Here is a 17,814-nt window from a genome sequence, read left to right on the forward strand (position 1 = left end):
TCCTCGGAAGGTCCTGCGGACCTTTTCGCAGCCTTTGGCAGCGGCTACAGGGCATCACACGGACACCGCATGACCTCGCTGAACCTCACCAACCTGGCCTGGACACCCCTGGGCCAGGGCCACTGTCATCACCAGTTCCAGCTGCGTGAGGCCAGCCTGCGCGTGGCGCCGGGGGAGTTCGTCGGGCTGATCGGGCCCAACGGCAGCGGCAAGACCAGCCTGCTGCGCTGCAGCTATCGCTTCAGCCGGCCGGACCAGGGCGAAGTCCGGCTCGATCACTACAACGTCTGGAAGCAGACACCGCGCTGGTGCGCGCAACGCATCGCCGTGGTGTTGCAGGAGTTCCCCGATGCCTTCGGCCTGACCGTCGCAGAAGTGGTCGCCATGGGCCGCACCCCGCACAAGGGCCTGTTCGACGGCGACAGCGCCGCAGACCGCGCCATCGCCCGCCAGGCGCTGGAGTCGGTGGGCCTGCTGGGTTTCGAGGCGCATGCCTTCGCCACCTTGTCCGGCGGGGAAAAGCAGCGGGTGATCCTGGCCCGCGCCCTGGCCCAGCAACCGCAACTGCTGATCCTCGACGAGCCGACCAACCACCTCGACCCGCGCTACCAGCTGGAGCTGCTGCAACGGGTCAAGCGCCTGGGCATCGGCACCCTCGCCAGCATCCACGACCTGAACCTGGCCGCCGCCTTCTGCGATCGCCTGTATGTGATCGATCACGGACGCATCGTCGCCAGCGGCACGCCCGAGCAAGTGCTGACGGTCACGCTGCTGCGCGAGGTGTTCGGCGTCGACGCCCTGGTCGACCGACACCCGCTGTCCGGCTACCCACGAATCACCTGGATAACCCAACCATGACCCTACGCGTCTCCCTCAACTGCCTGATCCCTGCCGGCCTGGCCCTGTCGCTGCTCGCCGGCCAGGCCTGCGCCGAATCCACCCGTTACCCGCTGACCGTCCACAGCTGCAACCGCGAGGTGACCTTCAAGGAAGCACCCAAGCACGCCCTGAGCCACGACATCAACATGACCCAGATGATGCTCGCCCTGGGCCTCAAGTCGCGCATGGTCGGCTACAGCGGCATCAGCGGCTGGAAGGCGGTGACGCCCGAGATGCAGGCCATCCTCGACGGCCTGCCGGAGCTGGCGGCCAAGTACCCGTCGGTGGAAACCCTGCTCGACGCCAATGTCGATTTCTTCTTCGCCGGCTGGGACTACGGCATGCGCGTCGGCGGCGACCTGACTCCACAGACCCTGACGCCGCTGGGCATCAATGTGCTGGAGCTGACCGAGTCCTGCGCCTTCGTGATGAAGCGCCCGGCCGCCAGCCTCGACGACACCTACAACGACCTGCGCAACCTCGGACGGATTTTCGACGTGCAGGACCGTGCCAACCAGTTGATCGCCGAGATGCAGCAGCAGGTCGCCGCGATCCAGCAGGACCTGCCCACGGAAAAACCGCGGGTGTTCCTCTACGACAGCGGCGAAGACCGCGCCATGACCTCCGGCCGCCTGGGCATGCCCCAGGCGCTGATCGATGCCGCCGGTGGGCGCAACATCCTCGACGACGTCGAGGCCAGCTGGACCCGGGTCAACTGGGAAACCGTGGTCGAACGCAACCCGCAGGTGATCGTGATCGTCGACTACAGCGAAGTCACTGCCGAGCAGAAACAGCAGTTCCTGCTGAACAACAAGGCGTTGCAATCGGTGGATGCGATCCGTAACCAGCGCTTCATCGTGATCCCTTACGTGCAGGCCACGCCGGGCATCGATAACGTCGAAGCGGTGCAAACCCTGGCCAAGGGTTTCCACGGCGCATGATCGATCGTCGTTATGCCTTGTTGCTGACTGCCCTCGGCGCGTTACTGCTGGCGTCCTGCGTGCTGTCCCTGGGCTTCGGCTCGGCGCGGGTGCCGGTGGATGTGGTCTGGCGCATCCTGCTGCACAAGACCCTCGGCCTGGGCGAGGCGGACTGGAGCGCCGGGCAGGAACATATCGTCTGGCTGATCCGCGTGCCGCGCATGTTGCTCGGGGCCCTGGTCGGCGCCGGGCTGGCCTTGATCGGCGCGGTGCTGCAAGCCGTGACGCGCAATCCGCTGGCCGACCCGCACCTGCTCGGCGTGACCTCCGGCGCCACCCTGGGCGCGGTGATCGTGGTGCTGCATGTGGGTGAAATCGTCGGCCTGCTGACCCTGCCCATCGCCGCCTTTATCGGCGCGTTGGCGAGCATGCTGCTGGTGCTCGGCATCGCCGCGCGCCACGGCCGGCTCGACAGCGACCGCCTGCTGCTGTGCGGGGTGGCGGTGTCCTTCGTGATGATGGCGGTGGCCAACCTGCTGCTGTTCATGGGCGACCACCGCGCCAGCTCGGCGGTGATGTTCTGGATGCTCGGCGGGCTGGGCCTGGCGCGCTGGGAACTGCTCGCGGTGCCGGCGGCCAGCGTGCTGCTGGGGCTGGTCCTGCTGCTGGGCATGGCGCGGCCGTTGAACGCGCTGATGGCCGGCGAGCAGACCGCGGTGACCCTCGGTTTGAATGCCCGCAACGTGCGGCTGCGGGTGTTCCTGATCGCGTCCTTGATGACCGGGGTGCTGGTGTCCATCAGCGGCTCCATCGGCTTCGTCGGGCTGATGGTGCCGCACATTGCCCGGCGTCTGGTGGGCGCCGAGCATCGGCGGCTGTTGCCGGTGTGCGTGCTGCTGGGCAGCGTGTTCCTGGTCTGGGTCGATGTCGCCGCCCGCACCCTGATCGCCCCCGAAGACCTGCCCATAGGCGTGGCCACGGCGGCCATTGGCGGGCTGTTTTTCATCGGCCTGATGCGCCGCCGCTAAAAACCCAAACCCGTAGGAGCGAGGCTTGCCCGCGAAGCTTTTGGCGTCCTTGTGACCGCCTGCGCGGGCAAGCCTCGCCCCTACGGCACGGTTTGGCCAACGACGCCCTGTAGCCGCTGCCGCAGGCTGCGATAAGGCCGAAGGCCTTTGGCGATCTTGAAGCCGTGCGCGCCCTTCGGTCGCGATCGCAGCCTGCGGCAGCGGCTACAAGGGCGGTCGCCACCAGCACCAACGAAGCGCATTCGTGCGCACCAAAGCCGCCTGGCGGCCCCGCATTGGTGCGCCAGCCCTCCCCTCCACGCCATGAAAGCGACGTTTTCATGCCCTGTGCCGACTAGGCACACCCCTTGCAAAACAGCCCTTCAGTAGTCCGCATCTGCCACCCAAGAAAACTCATAAGTTCATGGAGATCGCACAATGAAGCGTCGCAGCTTGATCAAGGCTTTCACACTCACGGCAAGCATTGCCGCGATGGGCATGACCTGGACCGTCCAGGCCGCCGAGACCATCAAGGTCGGTATCCTGCATTCGCTGTCGGGGACCATGGCGATCTCCGAAACCTCGCTCAAGGACATGGCGTTGATGACCATTGACGAGATCAACGCCAAGGGCGGCGTCAACGGTAAAAAGCTCGAGGCGGTGGTGGTCGACCCGGCGTCGAACTGGCCGCTGTTCGCCGAGAAAGGCCGCCAGCTGCTGACCCAGGACAAGGTCGCCGTGGTGTTCGGCTGCTGGACCTCGGTGTCGCGCAAGTCGGTGCTGCCGGTGTTCGAGGAACTCAACGGCCTGCTGTTCTACCCGGTGCAATACGAAGGCGAAGAGATGTCGCCGAACGTGTTCTACACCGGCGCGGCGCCTAACCAGCAGGCGATCCCGGCGGTGGAATACCTGATGAGCGAAGACGGCGGCAGCGCCAAGCGCTTCTTCCTGCTCGGCACCGACTATGTCTACCCGCGCACCACCAACAAGATCCTGCGCTCGTTCCTGCATTCCAAGGGCGTGGCCGACAAGGACATCGAAGAGGTCTACACCCCGTTCGGCCACAGCGACTACCAGACCATCGTCGCCAACATCAAGAAGTTCTCCGCCGGCGGCAAGACCGCGGTCATCTCCACGGTCAACGGTGACTCCAACGTGCCGTTCTACAAAGAGCTGGCCAACCAGGGCCTGAAAGCCACCGACGTACCGGTGGTGGCCTTCTCCGTGGGCGAGGAAGAACTGCGCGGCATCGACACCAAGCCGCTGGTGGGCAACCTCGCGGCCTGGAACTACTTCGAGTCCGTGGAGAACCCGGTGAACCAGAAGTTCGTCGCCGACTGGAAAGCCTACGCCAAGGCCAAGAAGCTGCCGGGCGCGGATAAAGCCGTGACCAACGACCCGATGGAAGCCACCTACGTCGGCATCCACATGTGGGCCCAGGCGGTGGAGAAAGCCAAGTCCACCGACGTCGACAAGGTCCGCGAAGCCCTGGCCGGCCAGACCTTCGCCGCGCCGTCGGGCTACACCCTGACCATGGACAAAACCAACCACCACCTGCACAAGCCGGTGATGATCGGCGAGATCCAGCCGGACGGTCAGTTCAACGTGGTCTGGCAGACCGAAGGCCCGATCCGCGCCCAGCCGTGGAGCCCGTTCATCCCGGGCAACGACAAGAAGCCGGACTACGCGGTGAAGAGCAACTGATCGCCGCATCCACTCTTCTGTAGGAGCGAGGCTTGCCCGCGAAGCTTTTGGCGTCCTGACGGCCGCCATCGCGAGCAAGCTTCGCTCCTACAGGGTCCTCTGTCGCATTCAAGGACGTCACCATGTCCCTTTTTCGCCTGCTCCTGGCCTGCCTCCTGCTGTTGCCGATCACCGTCCACGCAGGAGACGCCGAAGACTTCGTCGCGGCCAACGCCACGCAACAGGCCAGGCTGCTGGAAAGCTGGGCCGCGCAGCCCGACCCGGCGCGCCTCGAACTGCTCGGCGCCTTGCAACAAGGCCAGCTGACCGTCGATGGCCAAGCCAAGACCTTGCGCCTGAACAATCGCCTGCGGGGTCTGATCAACACCGCCATGGCCAGCCATCAACTGCTCGCCGCCGACGCAAAAGTCCGTCTGGCCGCCGCGCAGCAGTTGCAGAAAAGCGCCAAGCCGGCGCAGCTGAAATTCCTCGATGCCAGCCTGGCCGCCGAACAGGACCAGGCCGTACACGACGCCCTGAGCCTGGCCCTGGCCAACCTGCAACTGGTGGACGACGACCCGGCCGTGCGCCTGGCCGCGGTGCGTCTGCTGGGTGAAACCGGCGACCCGCTGGCCCGCACCCGCCTCGAAGGCCTGCTCGAACCCGGCGTGGAAGCCGATGCCGGGGTGCGCACCGCCGCCGAAACCAGCCTGGCCCAGGTCAAGCGCAAGCTGCTGGTGGGCGAGGTGCTCGGCCAGGCCTTCAGCGGCATGTCCCTGGGCTCGATCCTGCTGCTGGCGGCCCTGGGCCTGGCAATCACCTTCGGCCTGCTCGGGGTGATCAACATGGCCCACGGCGAGATGCTGATGCTCGGCGCCTACTCCACCTACATGGTGCAGTTGCTGTTCCAGCGCTACGCCCCACAGGCCATCGAGTTCTACCCGCTGATCGCCCTGCCGGTGGCGTTCTTCGTCACCGCCGGCATCGGCATGGCCCTGGAACGCACGGTGATCCGCCATCTCTACGGCCGGCCGCTGGAAACCCTGCTCGCCACCTGGGGCATCAGCCTGATGCTGATCCAGCTGGTGCGCCTGGTGTTCGGCGCGCAAAACGTCGAGGTGTCGAACCCGGCCTGGCTGTCCGGCGGGATCCAGGTGCTGCCCAATCTGGTGCTGCCTTACAACCGCATCGTGATCATCGCCTTCGCGCTGTTTGTCGTCGTACTCACTTGGCTGCTGCTGAACAAGACCCGCCTGGGCCTGAACGTGCGCGCGGTCACCCAGAACCGCAACATGGCCGCCTGCTGCGGCGTACCGACAGGACGGGTCGACATGCTCGCCTTCGGCCTCGGCTCCGGCATCGCCGGCCTCGGTGGCGTGGCCCTGAGCCAGATCGGCAACGTCGGCCCGGACCTGGGCCAGAGCTACATCATCGACTCGTTCCTGGTGGTGGTGCTCGGCGGCGTCGGCCAGCTGGCCGGTAGCGTGTTCGCCGCGTTCGGCCTGGGGGTAGCCAACAAGATTCTCGAACCCCAGATCGGCGCCGTGCTCGGCAAGATCCTGATCCTCGCGCTGATCATTCTGTTTATCCAGAAACGTCCGCAAGGCCTCTTCGCATTGAAAGGACGGGTGATCGACTGATGAATCAGCCTCTATTGGTTACCGCTACACAAAAGGCCGGGCCCAAGGTCTCGGTCGCCGTCGGCGCGCTGATCCTGGTGGTGCTGCTGGCCCTGCCGCTGCTCTCGCTGCTGGCGCCGGACAACCCGCTGCACGTCTCGGCCTACACCTTGACCCTGGTGGGCAAGATCCTCTGCTACGCCATCGTCGCCCTGGCCCTGGACCTCGTCTGGGGTTATGCCGGGCTGCTGTCCCTGGGCCATGGCCTGTTCTTCGCCCTCGGCGGCTACGCCATGGGCATGTACCTGATGCGCCAGGCCGCGGGGGACAGCCTGCCGGCGTTCATGACCTTCCTCTCGTGGACCGAGCTGCCGTGGTACTGGAGCGGCACCGGCAGCTTCCTCTGGGCCCTGTGCCTGGTGGTGCTGGCGCCGGGTTTGCTGGCACTGGTGTTCGGCTTCTTCGCCTTTCGCTCGCGGATCAAGGGCGTGTATTTCTCGATCATGACCCAGGCCCTGACCTTCGCCGGCATGCTTCTGTTCTTTCGCAACGAGACCGGGTTTGGCGGCAACAACGGCTTCACCAACTTCCGCACCATCCTCGGCTTCGGCATCACCGAGCCTGGAACCCGCGCGGTGCTGTTCCTGGCCACCGTGCTGTTGCTGGTGGCCAGCCTGTATATCGGCTGGCGCCTGGCCCGGAGCAAGTTCGGCCGGGTGCTGACCGCGCTGCGGGACGCGGAAAACCGCCTGATGTTCTGCGGCTACGACCCACGCGGCTTCAAGCTGTTCGTCTGGGTGCTGAGCGCGGTGCTGTGCGGCCTGGCGGGGGCGTTGTACGTACCGCAAGTAGGCATCATCAACCCCAGCGAAATGTCGCCGACCAACTCCATCGAGGCCGCCGTGTGGGTCGCCCTGGGCGGTCGCGGCACGCTGATCGGCCCACTGCTCGGCGCCGGCGTGGTCAACGGCATGAAGAGCTGGTTCACCGTGGCCTTCCCGGAATACTGGCTGTTCTTCCTTGGGGCGCTCTTCATCATCGTCACCCTGTATTTGCCCAAAGGCATCATCGGCTTGCTGAAGAAAAGGGGCGAATCATGAGAATCACACCGACGGCCGAATTCATGCTCGAACCTATCCTCGATGCCAACAAGGATGCAGGCGCCAGCCGCGACGCCATCGGCCTCGGCCAGGCCGCCGGCAAGGGCCTGAACACCCGCCACGGCACCATCCTGACCCTGGAAGACATCAGCGTCAGCTTCGATGGCTTCAAGGCGCTCAACGACCTCAACCTGTACATCGGCGTCGGCGAGCTGCGCTGCATCATCGGCCCCAACGGCGCGGGCAAGACCACCCTGATGGACGTGATCACCGGCAAGACCCGGCCCACCCACGGCAAGGCCTGGTTCGGCGAAACCCTGGACCTGACGCAGATGAGCGAGGTGCAGATCGCCCAGGCCGGCATCGGCCGCAAGTTCCAGAAACCCACGGTGTTCGAAGCCCTGAGCGTGTTCGAAAACCTGGAGCTGGCGCAGAACACCGACAAGTCGGTATGGGCCAGCCTGCGGGCGAAACTCTCCGGCGAGCAGAAAGACCGCATCGACGAAGTGCTGGAAACCATTCGCCTGACCGCCTCGGTGGAACGCCAGGCCGGCCTGCTGTCCCACGGCCAGAAGCAGTTCCTGGAAATCGGCATGCTGCTGATGCAGGACCCGCAGTTGCTGCTGCTCGACGAGCCGGTGGCGGGCATGACCGATGCCGAGACCGAGTTCACCGCCGAGCTGTTCAAGCGCCTGGCGGGCAAGCATTCGCTGATGGTGGTGGAGCACGACATGGGCTTCGTCGGCTCGATCGCCGACCACGTCACCGTGCTGCACCAGGGCAGCGTGCTGGCCGAAGGGTCGCTGGAACAGGTGCAGGCCGATGAACGCGTTGTTGAAGTTTATTTGGGGCGATGAATCGGCCAGCTTCAAGCCGCAAGCTTCAAGCGGCAAGTGAACAGCAAAGCCATGCACCTCGCTCTTACTTGCAGCTTGAAGCTTGCCGCTTGCAACTGCCCCTTGCCGCCCTACTAACGGAGTTCCAATGCTACAGGTCCAACACCTTCACCAGTACTACGGCGGTAGCCACATCCTGCGCGGCCTGAGCTTCGAGGCGAAGGTCGGTGAAGTCACCTGCCTGCTCGGGCGCAACGGGGTGGGCAAGACCACCCTGCTCAAATGCCTGATGGGCCTGCTGCCGGCCAAGGAAGGCACGGTGAACTGGGAAGGCCAGGCCATCACCGCCTACAAGCCCCATCAACGGGTGCATGCCGGCATCGCTTACGTGCCCCAGGGCCGGGAAATCTTCGGCCGCCTGACCGTGGAAGAAAACCTGTTGATGGGGCTTTCCCGTTTTGGCGCTAAGGAGGCCAAGGAAGTGCCGGCCTTCATCTACGAGCTGTTCCCGGTGCTGCTGCAAATGAAACAGCGGCGCGGCGGCGACCTGTCCGGCGGCCAGCAACAGCAGCTGGCCATCGGCCGGGCCCTGGCCAGCCGGCCGCGGCTGTTGATCCTCGACGAGCCCACCGAGGGCATCCAGCCATCGGTGATCAAGGAAATCGGCGCGGTGATCAAGAAACTCGCGGCCCGCGGCGATATGGCGATCCTGTTGGTGGAGCAGTTCTACGACTTCGCCGCCGAACTGGCCGACCAGTACCTGGTGATGTCCCGGGGCGAAATCGTCCAGCAGGGCCGCGGTGAAAATATGCAAGCCGAGGGTGTACGCGGCCTGGTTACCATCTAAGTTACGATCTAGCCTGTAACGTCCAGACATTAAGCACGAACCATGAACCTGCCAGCCCACACCGCCCTGTTCACCCCCAGCTGGCATGCCGAGCTGGAACTCGGCTACGCCCGCTTTGACGACAGCACGCGCCCAGTGCAGCGCCGGCACAAGGGCCCGCTGCGGGTGCAGAAACACCTGTACGCCGAAGGCCCCGAGGTCTGCCAGCACATCATCGTGCATCCGCCCGGCGGGATTGCCGGCGGCGACCGCCTGCAGATCCGCGCCAGGGTCGAGCGCGATGCCTGGGCGCAACTGACCAGCCCCGGCGCCGCCAAGTGGTATCGCGCCAACGGGCCCGCCTATCAGACCCTGGAATTGAACGTCGCCGATGGCGCCACCCTGGAATGGCTGCCCCAGGAAACCATCGTGTTCAGCGCCGCCCAGGCCGAACTGAGCACCCGTATCGAGCTGCACGGCGACGCCCGGCTGTTCTACTGGGACGTGGTGGCCCTCGGCCGCCCCGCCAGCGACGAGCGCTTCGACCTCGGGCATTTCCAGTCGCACCTGGACATCCGCCGCGACGGCCAGTTGCTGTGGCACGAACGCCAGCGCATCGGCGGCGGCGACGGCTTGCTCGACTCGCCGATCGGCCTGGACGGCCAGCCGGTCTTCGCCACCCTGCTGGCCACCGGCGAAATCGCCAGCCAGTTGCTGGAGCGTTGCCGTTCGCTGCCTCATGCCGTGCGCGGCGACCTGACGCAACTGCCCGGCCTGCTGGTGGCCCGCTGCCTGGCCAGCGAAGCGCTGCTGGCCCGCGCCTGGCTGATCGACCTGTGGCGCCTGTTGCGCCCGGCCCTGTTGGGGCGCGAGGCGCTGCCGCCGAGGATCTGGAACACATGAATATCCACGCCCCTGTAGGAGCGAGCTTGCTCGCGAAAAACGCCAAGTCACCGCATTCCTTCAGGCAGTACGCATTATCGTCAAGACTTTTCGCGAGCAAGCTCGCTCCTACAACAACGGATTTTGAACGATGGACCTGACCCCACGCGAAAAAGACAAACTGCTGATATTCACCGCCGGCCTGGTGGCCGAACGGCGCCTGGCCCGTGGCGTGAAGCTCAATTACCCGGAAGCCATGGCCTACATCTCCGCGGCGCTGCTCGAAGGCGCCCGCGACGGCCAGACCGTGGCCGAGCTGATGCACTACGGCACCACCCTGCTGACCCGCGAACAAGTAATGGAAGGCATCCCGGAGATGATTCCGGAAATCCAGGTGGAAGCGACTTTCCCCGACGGCACCAAGCTGGTCACCGTCCACCAACCGATCGCCTGAGGCCGCCCATGACGTATTCCATCCGCGATGCCGTGCATGCCGACCTGCCGGCGATCCGCGATATCTATAACGACGCCGTACTCAACACCACGGCGATCTGGAACGAACAGGCCGTGGACCTGGGCAATCGCCAGGCCTGGTTCAGCGCCCGCCAGGCCCAGGGTTATCCGATCCTGGTGGCGGTCGACGCCGACGAAAGCGTGCTCGGTTATGCCTCGTTCGGCGACTGGCGGCCCTTCGACGGCTTCCGCCATACCGTCGAGCACTCGGTCTATGTGCGCAACGACCAGCGCGGCAACGGCCTCGGCCCGCGCCTGATGCAAGCGCTGATCGAACGCGCCAAAAGCTGCGACAAGCACGTGATGGTCGCGGCCATCGAAAGCGGCAATACCGCCTCGATCCGCCTGCACGAACGCATGGGCTTCGTCACCACCGGACAGATGCCGCAAGTGGGCACCAAGTTCGGGCGCTGGCTGGACCTGACGTTCATGCAGCTGACCCTCGATCCGGGGGCGCCACCGCCCACCATCCACAAGGAGTGATACCCGATGAACGCTGCCCAACTGCGTCGAGTCCATGCGGAGAGCTTTGCCCACTATCGCCAGGGGTTGATTGATCTGTTGTTCGACGCCGTGGGCCACGGCGCCTCGGTCGGTTTCATGGCCGACCTCGACGAGGAACAGGCCCGCGCCTACGTCAACAGCGTCCAGGCCAGCGTGACCGACGGCAGCCTGCTGCTGTGGGTGGTGGTGCAGGACGAGCGGGTCCTGGCCAGCGTGCAACTGGCGCTGTGCCAGAAGCCCAACGGCCTCAATCGCGCCGAGGTACAAAAGCTGCAGGTGCGCCACGACGCTCGCCGCCGTGGCCTGGGCCAGCAGTTGATGCACGCCGTGGAACAGGCGGCGCGCCAGCACAAACGCGGCCTGCTGTACCTGGACACCGAAGCCGGCTCGGACGCCGAAGCCTTCTACAGCGCCCAGGGCTACACCCGCGTCGGCGAACTGCCGAACTACTGCCAAAGCCCGGACGGCACCTATAGCCCGACCGCCATTTACTTCAAGACTCTGGGGCAACCCGTATGATTCCAGGCCAATACCAGATCCAGCCCGGCGACATCGAACTCAACGCCGGCCGCCGCACCCTCAGCCTGAGCGTCGCCAACAGCGGCGACCGGCCGATCCAGGTGGGCTCGCACTATCACTTTTTCGAAACCAACGACGCCCTGACCTTCGACCGCGCCGCCAGCCGTGGCATGCGCCTGAACATCCCGGCCGGCACCGCCGTGCGCTTCGAGCCGGGGCAGACCCGGGAGGTGGAACTGGTGGACCTGGCCGGGCATCGCCGGGTGTTCGGGTTTGCCGGGCGGGTCATGGGTGACCTGGACTGATGCAATCCCGGTAGCCGCTGCCGCAGGCTGCGATGGCTGCGCAGCGGCCCCTGCATTTCAAAGCGAACGAAGGTCCTTCGGCCCTTAGCGCAGCCTTCGGCAGCGGCTACAGGTGCCCGACTCAATTCTTAGGAAGGTGCAATGAAGATTTCCCGCCAAGCCTACGCCGACATGTTCGGCCCCACCGTCGGTGACAAGGTGCGCCTGGCCGACACCGAGCTGTGGATCGAAGTCGAGAAGGACTTCACCACCTACGGCGAAGAAGTGAAGTTCGGCGGCGGCAAGGTGATCCGTGACGGCATGGGCCAGGGCCAACTGCTGGCGGCCGAGGTGGTCGACACCCTGATCACCAACGCGCTGATCATCGATCACTGGGGCATCGTCAAGGCCGACGTCGGCCTCAAGGACGGACGCATTGCCGCCATCGGCAAGGCCGGCAACCCGGACATCCAGCCCGACGTGACCATCGCTGTCGGCGCCAGCACCGAAGTGATCGCCGGCGAGGGCATGATCCTCACCGCCGGCGGCATCGACACCCATATCCACTTCATCTGCCCGCAGCAGATCGAAGAGGCGCTGATGAGCGGCGTCACCACCATGATCGGCGGCGGCACCGGGCCGGCCACCGGCACCAACGCCACCACCTGCACCTCGGGGCCGTGGCACATGGCGCGCATGCTCCAGGCGGCGGACGCGTTCCCGATGAACATCGGCTTCACCGGCAAGGGCAACGCCAGCCTGCCGGAACCCTTGATCGAGCAGGTCAAGGCCGGGGCCATCGGCCTCAAGCTCCATGAGGACTGGGGCACCACCCCGGCCAGCATCGACAACTGCCTGGGCGTCGCCGACCAGTACGACGTGCAGGTGGCAATCCACACCGACACCCTCAACGAATCGGGCTTCGTCGAAACCACCCTCGGCGCGTTCAAGGGCCGCACCATCCACACCTATCACACCGAAGGCGCCGGCGGCGGCCATGCCCCGGACATCATCAAGGCCTGCGGCTTGCCCAACGTGCTGCCGAGCTCGACCAACCCGACCCGGCCGTTCACCCGCAACACCATCGACGAACACCTGGACATGTTGATGGTCTGCCACCACCTCGACCCGAGCATCGCCGAGGACGTGGCCTTCGCCGAAAGCCGCATCCGCCGCGAGACCATCGCCGCCGAAGACATCCTCCACGACCTGGGCGCCTTCTCGATGATCAGCTCCGACAGCCAGGCCATGGGCCGGGTCGGCGAGGTCATCACCCGCACCTGGCAGACCGCCGACAAGATGCACCGCCAGCGCGGCCCGCTGCCGGGCGACGGCGCCGGCAACAGCAACTTCCGGGTCAAGCGCTACATCGCCAAATACACGATCAATCCGGCGATCACCCACGGCATCAGCCACGAAGTGGGCTCCATCGAAATCGGCAAATGGGCCGACCTGGTGCTCTGGCGTCCGGCGTTCTTCGGGGTCAAGCCGACATTGATCCTCAAGGGCGGGGCCATCGCCGCCAGCCTGATGGGTGATGCCAACGCCTCGATCCCGACCCCGCAACCCGTGCATTACCGGCCGATGTTCGCAAGCTACGGTGGCAGCCGGCACGCCACCAGCCTGACCTTTATCAGCCAGGCCGCGCTGGCGGCCGGGGTGCCGCAACAATTGGGGCTGAAAAAGCAGATCGCTGTGGTCAAGGGCTGCCGCGACGTGCAAAAGAGCGACCTGATCCACAACGACTACCTGCCGGATATCGAGGTTGACCCGCAGACCTATCAGGTCAAGGCCGACGGCGTGCTGCTCTGGTGCGAACCGGCGGACGTGTTGCCGATGGCGCAGCGCTACTTCCTGTTCTAGAAACCTGGCTGTTCTAGAAACCTGGATCCAACGGGCGCCCATCCGGGCCGCCCAACGGTCAGCAAAGCCGGACGTCTTACCGTGTTGAACGGCTCAATCGCGACTAGAATTCGACACGCCGTCCTCACTCTTGCTGCCTGACAAGGTTCCCGGCCATGCGTCTACCCGATTTCATCGTGCAACAGGTTGATCGCATCGTTGATGAGTGGGAGCGGTTCGCCCGATCCATTGCCCCCGATACCGACTCCCTGACCCGCCTGCAATTGCGCGACCACGCCAAGTCCATCCTGCTGGCCGCCGCTCGCGACATGCGCACTGCCCAGACCGCCAGCGAACAGGCCGCCAAGGCGCGGGGCGAAGGCCCGGAAAAGACCCCGAGCCTCGACGAAGCCGCCGCCAGCCATGGCGAATTGCGCCACAACGTGGGCTTCGACCTGGTGCAGATGACCTCGGAATTCCGCCACCTGCGCGCCTGCGTGATCCGCCTCTGGGTCGCCAGCCTGGAGTCGCCGGAACTGGCCTATTTCCAGGACATGATCCGTTTCAACGAAGCCATAGACGAAGCATTGGCCGAGTCCACCGCGGCCTATGCCGAACAGGTCAACCGTTCGCGGGATATCTTCCTGGCGATTCTCGGCCACGACCTGCGAACCCCCTTGCAGGCGGTGAGCATGTCCACCGAGATGCTGGCGCGCAAAGTCGCGCTGGACGCCGATGCGCTGGCCTACGTGTCGCGGATCAAGAGCAGCTCCCGGCACATGGCGACGATGGTCGGCGACCTGCTGGAGTTCGTGCGCAGCCGCCTGGGCAGCAGCCTGCCCATCGAACCGGCGCCCATGGACATGGCCAGTGCCGCCAAGGCGGCCATGGACGAAGCCTGCGCCGGCTGGCCGGACTGCACGCCGGCGCTGAACTTCCATGGCGACAGCCATGGCATCTGGGATCGCGGGCGCATCGAGCAGATGCTGCAGAACCTGATCGGCAACGCCCTGCAGCATGGCAGCAATAACCACACCGTGACCGTCACCCTCACCGGCGCCGCCGAGCAGGTGCTGCTGACCATCCACAACTACGGCCCGCCGATCCCCAAGGAAGCCTTGAGTACCCTCTTCGATCCGCTGGTGCGCAGCGCCAACGAAGAACTCGGCAGCTCCTCCACCAGCCTCGGCCTGGGCCTGTTCATCGTCAAGGAAGTGGTCACTGCCCACCAAGGCAGCATCGAGGTCAGCTCCAGCGAAGCCGATGGCACCACCTTCACCGTGACCCTGCCGCGGGTGTCCCACGCCGAATAGTCGTAGAGAGCAAACTGCCGACATCCCTGTAGCCGCTGCCGAGCCTGCGAGGCTGCGCTCGACCGCGGAGCGGTCGTAAACCGGGCACTGCTTTCCTTCAGGTAAACCGCTAATGCAGGTTTTGCGAGGACTCCGTCCTCGAACGCAGCCTCGCAGGCTCGGCAGCGCCTACAGACGCTCGTCACTCACTGAGCAGACGCCCCAGGCGCTGCTTGAGCATCTGGTTTTCCGTGCGCAATTCGCGGACTTCGTCGAGCAGTTCCAGCGCCAGGGCGACGCCTTCCCACTCCAGTTCCAGATCACGCCGCAACTTGGCGGCGCGCTTGGCGACCGCCAGTTCGTAATCGGTGAAACGCCAATCCCGTGGCGCCGAGCCATGGGGATCGAGGATCCCGTGCTCGACAATTTCCATCACATAGGCGGCCGGCAGATCGGCCACCTCGCAGAACTCTTCCATATCCAGCTGAACGATCAGGGTGCTCATGGTTAGCGACTCCTTGTTTCAGATCAGAATGGGTTGCAGATCAGAAATGCTCCCGCGGATTGAAGGCGGCCTTTTTCGCCAGCTCCTGCCACAGCGCCTTGACGTCATCGCCGGAGGCCTTGGGCATCACGGCCTTGAGCTGCACGAACAGATAACCGCGATGCCCGGCCTTGTTCAGCAGGCCATGGCCCTTGGCACGCATGCGTTGGCCGTTCTGGCTGCCGGCCGGCACCTTGAGGTTGATCTTGCCGGTCAGGGTCGGCACCGCGACCTCGGTTCCCAGCGCCAGCTCCCAAGGGGCCAGCGGCAAGGTGATGATCAGGTTCTCGCCCTCGATATCGAACTTCGGATGGGGCGCGAAACGAATGGTCAGGTACAGGTCGCCATTGGCCCCGCCACCGACACCCGGCGCGCCCTGGCCCTTGAGGCGGATACGCTCGCCGTCGGTGACGCCGGCCGGGATCTTCACGTTCAGGCTCTTGCTGGTGTTGCTGACGTGCTGGCCGGCAGCGTTGTACTGCGGCACCTTGAAGCTGACCTTCTTCGACTCGGCCGACAGGGTCTCTTCCAGAAAGATCGGTAATTCCATTTCCACGTCTTGCCCCCTGCGCCCGGCGCTGCGCGATTGTCCACCGCCGAAACCCGGCCCGCGGTTGCCGAAGATCGAACTGAAGAAGTCCGAAAAATCCCCGCCATCGCCGAAACCGCCGGCATCCGCGCGACCCTTCCAGCCCGGTGGGCCCTGGAACGGCTGGCCGTGCTGGCCGTAACGCCGCAGATCGTCGTATTCGGCCCGCTTGTCCGCGCTTTTCAGCGCTTCGTAGGCTTCCGACGCGTCCTTGAACTTGGCTTCGGCGTCTTTTTCCTTGCTGACATCCGGGTGGTATTTGCGCGCCAGCTTGCGATAGGCGGCCTTGATCGCCTTGTCGTCCGCCGTCGGCTCCACCCCGAGAATCTTGTAATAGTCTTTGAAGTCCATCTAAGGATCACCATCCGTTATCAATATGGCGCGGCGGGACGTACAGCATGCACTCTTGAACAGCGTCAAGGCTGATCGATCTCAATACTGTGACTCACGCGGCGCAGCAGAAGTTTATCGGCAGCTGGCGGCGGTTCTTGCGACCGCCCGATGGCTGCCCGGCCCATGCCTGCAAGTTTGGGGTGAAGAATAGTCTTTCAAGGCTTGCGGGTTTCGATTTAGCGGATAGTCGGCCTTCGATTCTGCGAACGACTGGCATACACTGCGCGGCCGTTTTTTCCAACCGGAACTCGAAAGACATGAAAAACGCATCTGCGGCCCGTGCCTGCGGTATCGACTTCGGCACGTCCAACTCCACGGTCGGCTGGCTGCGCCCCGGCATGGAAACGCTGATTGCGCTGGAGGACGACAAGATCACCCTGCCGTCGGTGGTCTTCTTCAACATCGAAGAACGCCGTCCGGTGTATGGCCGCCTGGCGCTGCACGAATACCTGGAAGGCTACGAAGGCCGGCTGATGCGCTCGCTGAAGAGCCTGCTGGGTTCCAAGCTGATCAAGCACGACACCAGCGTGCTGGGCACGGCGATGCCGTTCAAGGACCTGCTGGGCCTGTTCATCGGCCAGCTCAAGAGCCGCGCCGAAGCCGCCGCCGGCCGGGAGTTCGAGGAAGTGGTGCTGGGTCGCCCGGTGTTTTTCGTCGATGACGACGCCGCCGCCGACCAGGAGGCCCAGGACACCCTGGTGGAAGTGGCGCGCAAGCTGGGCTTCAAGGAAGTCTCGTTCCAGTACGAGCCGATTGCCGCGGCCTTCGACTACGAGTCGACCATCGAGCGCGAAGAGCTGGTGCTGATCGTCGACATCGGCGGTGGTACTTCCGACTTCTCCCTGGTGCGCCTGTCGCCCGAGCGCCGTGGCCTGGACAACCGCCACGAGGACATCCTCGCCACCGGCGGCGTGCACATCGGCGGCACCGACTTCGACAAACAGTTGAGCTTGCAGGGCCTGATGCCGCTGTTCGGCTACGGCAGCCGGATGAAGAGCGGCGCCTACATGCCCACCAGCACCCACATGAACCTGGCGACCTGGCACACCATCAACTCGGTGTACTCGCAGAAGTCCCAGCTGGCCCTGGGCAGCATGCGCTACGACATCGAAGACACCGGCGGCATCGACCGCCTGTTCAAGCTGATCGAACAGCGCGCCGGGCACTGGCTGGCCATGGAAGTGGAAGAGACCAAGATCCAGCTGACCCACGCCGACAACCGCATGGTGCCCCTGGACCGTATCGAGGCCGGCCTGAGCGTGGACCTGAGCCGGGCGCTGTTCGAGTCGTCCATCGACAGCCTGCTGGAGCGCATCCGCGGCAGCGTCACGCAACTGCTGGGCGATGCCAATGTCGGCGTCGGCCAGGTCGATACGGTGTTCTTCACCGGCGGTTCCAGCGGCATCCCGGCCCTGCGCCAGAGCGTCGCGGACATGCTGCCCAACGCCCGCCATGTCGAAGGCAATATCTTCGGCAGCATCGGTAGCGGCCTGGCGATCGAAGCGAAGAAACGTTACGGATAAAAGCAGCGGCAAGTTGCAAGCTACAAGCCGCAAGTAAAAGCAGAAGCCTTATCTGCCTC

18 protein-coding genes are annotated in these 17,814 nt (G+C 64.9%); 16 read left to right on the forward strand and 2 right to left on the reverse strand.

Annotated features, from left to right (window positions below; all coding sequences use genetic code 11):
• The first annotated feature begins 69 nt into the window (after positions 1 to 69).
• From J4E58_RS23880 to J4E58_RS23950, 15 genes are all read left to right on the forward strand, one after another.
• Complete coding sequence (locus J4E58_RS23880) at positions 70 to 858, forward strand: ABC transporter ATP-binding protein (RefSeq protein ID WP_007930927.1); 789 nt, start codon at positions 70 to 72, stop codon at positions 856 to 858.
• A complete protein-coding gene (locus tag J4E58_RS23885; RefSeq protein ID WP_087089967.1) occupies positions 855 to 1,820 on the forward strand; it encodes an ABC transporter substrate-binding protein in 966 nt (321 codons plus the stop codon). The genes J4E58_RS23880 and J4E58_RS23885 overlap by 4 nt, the downstream gene beginning before the upstream one ends.
• Positions 1,817 to 2,827: an iron ABC transporter permease gene (locus J4E58_RS23890; RefSeq protein WP_053259464.1), complete on the forward strand. Its 1,011-nt coding sequence runs from the start codon at positions 1,817 to 1,819 to the stop codon at positions 2,825 to 2,827. The genes J4E58_RS23885 and J4E58_RS23890 overlap by 4 nt, the downstream gene beginning before the upstream one ends.
• Positions 2,828 to 3,244: 417 nt before the next feature.
• Complete coding sequence (urtA, locus tag J4E58_RS23895; protein ID WP_009046748.1) at positions 3,245 to 4,510, forward strand: urea ABC transporter substrate-binding protein; 1,266 nt, start codon at positions 3,245 to 3,247, stop codon at positions 4,508 to 4,510.
• 122 nt (positions 4,511 to 4,632) lie between these two features.
• On the forward strand, positions 4,633 to 6,129 hold the full coding sequence (gene urtB, locus J4E58_RS23900; protein WP_087089965.1) for an urea ABC transporter permease subunit UrtB: 1,497 nt from the start codon (positions 4,633 to 4,635) through the stop codon (positions 6,127 to 6,129).
• Positions 6,129 to 7,208 carry an urea ABC transporter permease subunit UrtC gene (gene urtC / locus J4E58_RS23905; RefSeq protein WP_087089963.1) on the forward strand — a complete coding sequence of 360 codons (1,080 nt, stop codon included), beginning with the start codon at positions 6,129 to 6,131 and terminating at the stop codon, positions 7,206 to 7,208. The genes urtB and urtC overlap by 1 nt, the downstream gene beginning before the upstream one ends.
• Entirely contained in the window at positions 7,205 to 8,065 is an 861-nt protein-coding gene (gene urtD, locus J4E58_RS23910) for an urea ABC transporter ATP-binding protein UrtD (RefSeq protein ID WP_087089961.1), read from the forward strand. Before urtC ends, urtD begins: the two co-directional genes overlap by 4 nt.
• Positions 8,066 to 8,192: 127 nt before the next feature.
• Positions 8,193 to 8,891: an urea ABC transporter ATP-binding subunit UrtE gene (gene urtE, locus J4E58_RS23915; RefSeq protein WP_087089959.1), complete on the forward strand. Its 699-nt coding sequence runs from the start codon at positions 8,193 to 8,195 to the stop codon at positions 8,889 to 8,891.
• Positions 8,892 to 8,933: 42 nt separating this feature from the next.
• Positions 8,934 to 9,773, forward strand: coding sequence for an urease accessory protein UreD (locus tag J4E58_RS23920; RefSeq protein WP_087089957.1), 840 nt, complete (start codon positions 8,934 to 8,936; stop codon positions 9,771 to 9,773).
• A 130-nt stretch (positions 9,774 to 9,903) separates the two neighbouring features.
• Positions 9,904 to 10,206 (forward strand): urease subunit gamma, encoded by a 303-nt coding sequence (gene ureA, locus J4E58_RS23925; protein WP_007927275.1) that lies wholly within the window; start codon positions 9,904 to 9,906, stop codon positions 10,204 to 10,206.
• A gap of 8 nt (positions 10,207 to 10,214) precedes the next feature.
• A complete protein-coding gene (locus J4E58_RS23930) occupies positions 10,215 to 10,748 on the forward strand; it encodes a GNAT family N-acetyltransferase (protein ID WP_087089955.1) in 534 nt (177 codons plus the stop codon).
• A 6-nt stretch (positions 10,749 to 10,754) separates the two neighbouring features.
• A complete protein-coding gene (locus tag J4E58_RS23935) occupies positions 10,755 to 11,288 on the forward strand; it encodes an N-acetyltransferase (RefSeq protein WP_087089953.1) in 534 nt (177 codons plus the stop codon).
• A complete protein-coding gene (locus tag J4E58_RS23940; RefSeq protein ID WP_009041950.1) occupies positions 11,285 to 11,593 on the forward strand; it encodes an urease subunit beta in 309 nt (102 codons plus the stop codon). The genes J4E58_RS23935 and J4E58_RS23940 overlap by 4 nt, the downstream gene beginning before the upstream one ends.
• 141 nt (positions 11,594 to 11,734) lie before the next feature.
• Entirely contained in the window at positions 11,735 to 13,435 is a 1,701-nt protein-coding gene (gene ureC / locus J4E58_RS23945; RefSeq protein WP_087089951.1) for an urease subunit alpha, read from the forward strand.
• A gap of 155 nt (positions 13,436 to 13,590) precedes the next feature.
• Complete coding sequence (locus J4E58_RS23950) at positions 13,591 to 14,727, forward strand: sensor histidine kinase KdpD (protein ID WP_007930998.1); 1,137 nt, start codon at positions 13,591 to 13,593, stop codon at positions 14,725 to 14,727.
• A gap of 181 nt (positions 14,728 to 14,908) precedes the next feature.
• Here J4E58_RS23950 and J4E58_RS23955 read toward each other — a convergent pair whose 3' ends face one another.
• Positions 14,909 to 15,211: a chaperone modulator CbpM gene (locus tag J4E58_RS23955; protein WP_007923674.1), complete on the reverse strand. Its 303-nt coding sequence runs from the start codon at positions 15,209 to 15,211 to the stop codon at positions 14,909 to 14,911.
• A 40-nt stretch (positions 15,212 to 15,251) separates the two neighbouring features.
• Positions 15,252 to 16,190: a DnaJ C-terminal domain-containing protein gene (locus J4E58_RS23960; protein WP_053259456.1), complete on the reverse strand. Its 939-nt coding sequence runs from the start codon at positions 16,188 to 16,190 to the stop codon at positions 15,252 to 15,254.
• Between the two features lie 299 nt (positions 16,191 to 16,489).
• On the opposite strand from J4E58_RS23960, the gene J4E58_RS23965 reads away from it, so the two are divergent.
• A complete protein-coding gene (locus J4E58_RS23965; protein ID WP_087089949.1) occupies positions 16,490 to 17,755 on the forward strand; it encodes an Hsp70 family protein in 1,266 nt (421 codons plus the stop codon).
• The last annotated feature ends 59 nt before the right edge of the window (positions 17,756 to 17,814 follow it).

Source organism: Pseudomonas sp. FW305-25 (genome assembly GCF_017351415.1).
Lineage (GTDB): Bacteria > Pseudomonadota > Gammaproteobacteria > Pseudomonadales > Pseudomonadaceae > Aquipseudomonas > Aquipseudomonas chlororaphis.

What these genes read in the sequence shown, in the direction of transcription:
- J4E58_RS23880 (WP_007930927.1), top strand. Translation starts at nt 70, where the DNA reads ATGACCTCGCTGAACCTCACCAACCTGGCCTGGACACCCCTGGGCCAG.
- urtE (WP_087089959.1), top strand. Translation starts at nt 8,193, where the DNA reads ATGCTACAGGTCCAACACCTTCACCAGTACTACGGCGGTAGCCACATC.
- J4E58_RS23950 (WP_007930998.1), top strand. Translation starts at nt 13,591, where the DNA reads ATGCGTCTACCCGATTTCATCGTGCAACAGGTTGATCGCATCGTTGAT.
- ureA (WP_007927275.1), top strand. Translation starts at nt 9,904, where the DNA reads ATGGACCTGACCCCACGCGAAAAAGACAAACTGCTGATATTCACCGCC.
- J4E58_RS23955 (WP_007923674.1), bottom strand. Translation starts at nt 15,211, where the DNA reads ATGAGCACCCTGATCGTTCAGCTGGATATGGAAGAGTTCTGCGAGGTG.
- J4E58_RS23960 (WP_053259456.1), bottom strand. Translation starts at nt 16,190, where the DNA reads ATGGACTTCAAAGACTATTACAAGATTCTCGGGGTGGAGCCGACGGCG.
- J4E58_RS23935 (WP_087089953.1), top strand. Translation starts at nt 10,755, where the DNA reads ATGAACGCTGCCCAACTGCGTCGAGTCCATGCGGAGAGCTTTGCCCAC.
- urtB (WP_087089965.1), top strand. Translation starts at nt 4,633, where the DNA reads ATGTCCCTTTTTCGCCTGCTCCTGGCCTGCCTCCTGCTGTTGCCGATC.
- urtA (WP_009046748.1), top strand. Translation starts at nt 3,245, where the DNA reads ATGAAGCGTCGCAGCTTGATCAAGGCTTTCACACTCACGGCAAGCATT.
- J4E58_RS23890 (WP_053259464.1), top strand. Translation starts at nt 1,817, where the DNA reads ATGATCGATCGTCGTTATGCCTTGTTGCTGACTGCCCTCGGCGCGTTA.
- J4E58_RS23940 (WP_009041950.1), top strand. Translation starts at nt 11,285, where the DNA reads ATGATTCCAGGCCAATACCAGATCCAGCCCGGCGACATCGAACTCAAC.
- J4E58_RS23885 (WP_087089967.1), top strand. Translation starts at nt 855, where the DNA reads ATGACCCTACGCGTCTCCCTCAACTGCCTGATCCCTGCCGGCCTGGCC.
- ureC (WP_087089951.1), top strand. Translation starts at nt 11,735, where the DNA reads ATGAAGATTTCCCGCCAAGCCTACGCCGACATGTTCGGCCCCACCGTC.
- urtD (WP_087089961.1), top strand. Translation starts at nt 7,205, where the DNA reads ATGAGAATCACACCGACGGCCGAATTCATGCTCGAACCTATCCTCGAT.
- J4E58_RS23920 (WP_087089957.1), top strand. Translation starts at nt 8,934, where the DNA reads ATGAACCTGCCAGCCCACACCGCCCTGTTCACCCCCAGCTGGCATGCC.
- J4E58_RS23930 (WP_087089955.1), top strand. Translation starts at nt 10,215, where the DNA reads ATGACGTATTCCATCCGCGATGCCGTGCATGCCGACCTGCCGGCGATC.
- urtC (WP_087089963.1), top strand. Translation starts at nt 6,129, where the DNA reads ATGAATCAGCCTCTATTGGTTACCGCTACACAAAAGGCCGGGCCCAAG.
- J4E58_RS23965 (WP_087089949.1), top strand. Translation starts at nt 16,490, where the DNA reads ATGAAAAACGCATCTGCGGCCCGTGCCTGCGGTATCGACTTCGGCACG.